3 protein-coding genes are annotated in these 2,307 nt (G+C 37.3%); 1 reads left to right on the plus strand and 2 read right to left on the minus strand.

What is annotated here, in order from left to right; all coding sequences use genetic code 11:
• Positions 1–196: 196 nt before the first annotated feature.
• A complete protein-coding gene (locus AC1DUW_RS26315; RefSeq protein ID WP_477643870.1) occupies positions 197–427 on the minus strand; it encodes a hypothetical protein in 231 nt (76 codons plus the stop codon).
• A 155-nt stretch (positions 428–582) separates the two neighbouring features.
• Here AC1DUW_RS26315 and AC1DUW_RS26320 point away from each other — a divergent pair, with 155 nt between their 5' ends.
• Complete coding sequence (locus AC1DUW_RS26320) at positions 583–1,506, plus strand: LysR family transcriptional regulator (protein ID WP_053345695.1); 924 nt, start codon at positions 583–585, stop codon at positions 1,504–1,506.
• Positions 1,507–1,795: 289 nt separating this feature from the next.
• Here the strand turns inward: AC1DUW_RS26320 and tatC are convergent.
• Positions 1,796–2,307 (minus strand): twin-arginine translocase subunit TatC (tatC, locus tag AC1DUW_RS26325; RefSeq protein WP_477643871.1); only part of this gene is annotated, 512 nt, incomplete at its 5' end.

Below are 2,307 nucleotides of genomic sequence, written 5' to 3' on the forward strand. Positions count from 1 at the left end.
ATCGGGTACACTACTAAAACCCCGTTTACTCAACAAATTCCCTTTAGCATTCCTCTACTAAAATTTAAAACCCCTCTCTTGAAAAAGTGAGGGGGTGAACTGCCTTTCCTTCCCCAGAATGTCATTTTTCAGTGTAATCGCTTTCTTTTCCGATAAAACAGCTTCAACTGTTCGATGTTTGGAAACGTATACATTTTTAAGTAAAAATGTAATGCTTCCGGTTCCCCTTTGCACAACGGTTTTCCATGTTTTTTGAATTTGGAAACGGAGCAAAAAAAGAAGCAATCGTGGCATCAAGATTTTTCTCCCATACTTCACTCTGGGTATCTTCAGGAAAGTAAGCTAGCATCCATGAATGCCTTATTGCTCGTTTCGTGTTTACTCCCACTTCATACTCAGGTATCGAGCTTTCGTCTTGTTCGTCCATAACTAAAATATATATAAAACTTCTTATTTTTGGAAATACCAAAAAATAATCATGGTAATAACCTTTTCCTTATAACGTTTGTTTATTTTTCAGATTCCTATTATAATAAATTCATAATCTTATAAATTTTCAAGCAGTACAGGGGGAGATTGGGGATGGACATTCGTCCATTGCGTTATTTTATTGCAGTTGCTGAACACTTAAATTTCACGGTAGCATCAAAGGAATTGTTTGTAGCACAACCTGCTGTAAGTCAACAGATCGCCCTTTTAGAAAAAAAATTAGGTGTAAAACTTTTCCTTCGAGATAAACATTCCGTTCAATTGACCAACGCTGGAGCTGTTTTTTTGAAAGATGCAAAGGAGATCATAAAGAAACTTGAAGAGTCGATTGAAAATGTCCAGCAAGCTGAGGAAGGGTTAATTGGGACACTTAATATAGGCTTATTGAGCGTACCCGTGAGAGAATTTTTGCCCCTTTTGATTCGAAAATTCAGACGCAAACACCCAAATGTAAAAATAAGGTTGAGCTATTATCAAGTTGGGCAAATGATTGAGAAATTAAAATCCGATGAACTAGACATAGCTTTCACACTTTCACTTGGATTACAAAGTATTGGTGGACTGGAATACAAAACTTTATGGCCTCAATCCCATTCTATTATCCTAAATCAAGACCACCCCCTTGCGAATAGAACGAGTATCAACATTTCGGAATTAGCCCATGAACCTTTTGTCATGCTGGACAGGCATGAAGCTCCTCCAGGTTTTGATTTATTGCTGGCTGTATGTGCCAATCATGGTTTCTCTCCAAACTTGGTTAGCACAGCTTCACGGATTGAAGCAGTGTACATGATGGTAGATTCAGATATCGGCATTACCATTCTTCCGAAATATCTACAGCTATACGCTCCTCCTACACTTCGTTTTATTGACATTGAAGGAGACAATCTTAAATTTGATGTTTTGGCTTCTTGGAAGAAAATAAATAAGAATCCTACTTTATCTTTATTTATTGAAGAACTAGAGTTGATGCACTCACAACAAATAGTTGATCCCTACAAAAAAACCACTCCCTAATGATAATGATAGGAAGTGGTTTTTGCTATTGATATAAATTATTAACATGACAACTTGACAAAATAAGTGAAAAACCGGGGAGATTTAGTCTTAACTATTTCTCCGATGCATGGCTTAATAGCCTTACATTATGCTGCCCATTCCTCCATATTAGGCATGCCCAAGCCACCTGCACCAACAGGTTCTGATTTAGCTTCTGTTTCCTAAGAAGCTAGGAATTCCCCTGCTGGTTTAAGAGACTATGGGAATAAGATAATCCATTCAATTATGGAAGTACTGAATTTCCCTTTCATGTGATAGGAAATGCTGCTTGCTCTCTTAAAAGCCTTTTTCGATAAACAATATTCGACAGCTGTACACTAACTTCATAAAGAACAAGTAAAGGGACAATGACCAAAATGTCCGAAATTAAATCCGGGGGCGTAATCAGGATTGATACGATAACCAGGGCAAAATAAGAAACCTTACGTGACTTTTTCAGCCTTGTAGGATTTAATATTCCTAATCTTGTTAGGAACATGACCACAAGCGGCATTTCAAATAAAATACCGAATGGTAAAATCAAGTTAATCATAAACCGAAAATATTTTTCCGCAGTAAACATCATCTCGAACTGCCCAGCGGAAAGTGAAGTCAGAAACCCTAAAACAATAGGAAATAACACAAAATATCCAAAAGAGATTCCTATGATAAATAAGATGAATAAGCCAGGGATAAAACGAAATGTAACCTTCCTCTCCTCGGGTTTCAATGCAGGTGCTACAAAGCGCCATACCTGAAATGCAGCTAGCGGAATAGTAG

It is taken from the genome of Peribacillus sp. P4_C12, from assembly GCF_056402095.1.

What these genes read in the sequence shown, in the direction of transcription:
- AC1DUW_RS26315 (WP_477643870.1), bottom strand. Translation starts at nt 427, where the DNA reads ATGGACGAACAAGACGAAAGCTCGATACCTGAGTATGAAGTGGGAGTA.
- AC1DUW_RS26320 (WP_053345695.1), top strand. Translation starts at nt 583, where the DNA reads ATGGACATTCGTCCATTGCGTTATTTTATTGCAGTTGCTGAACACTTA.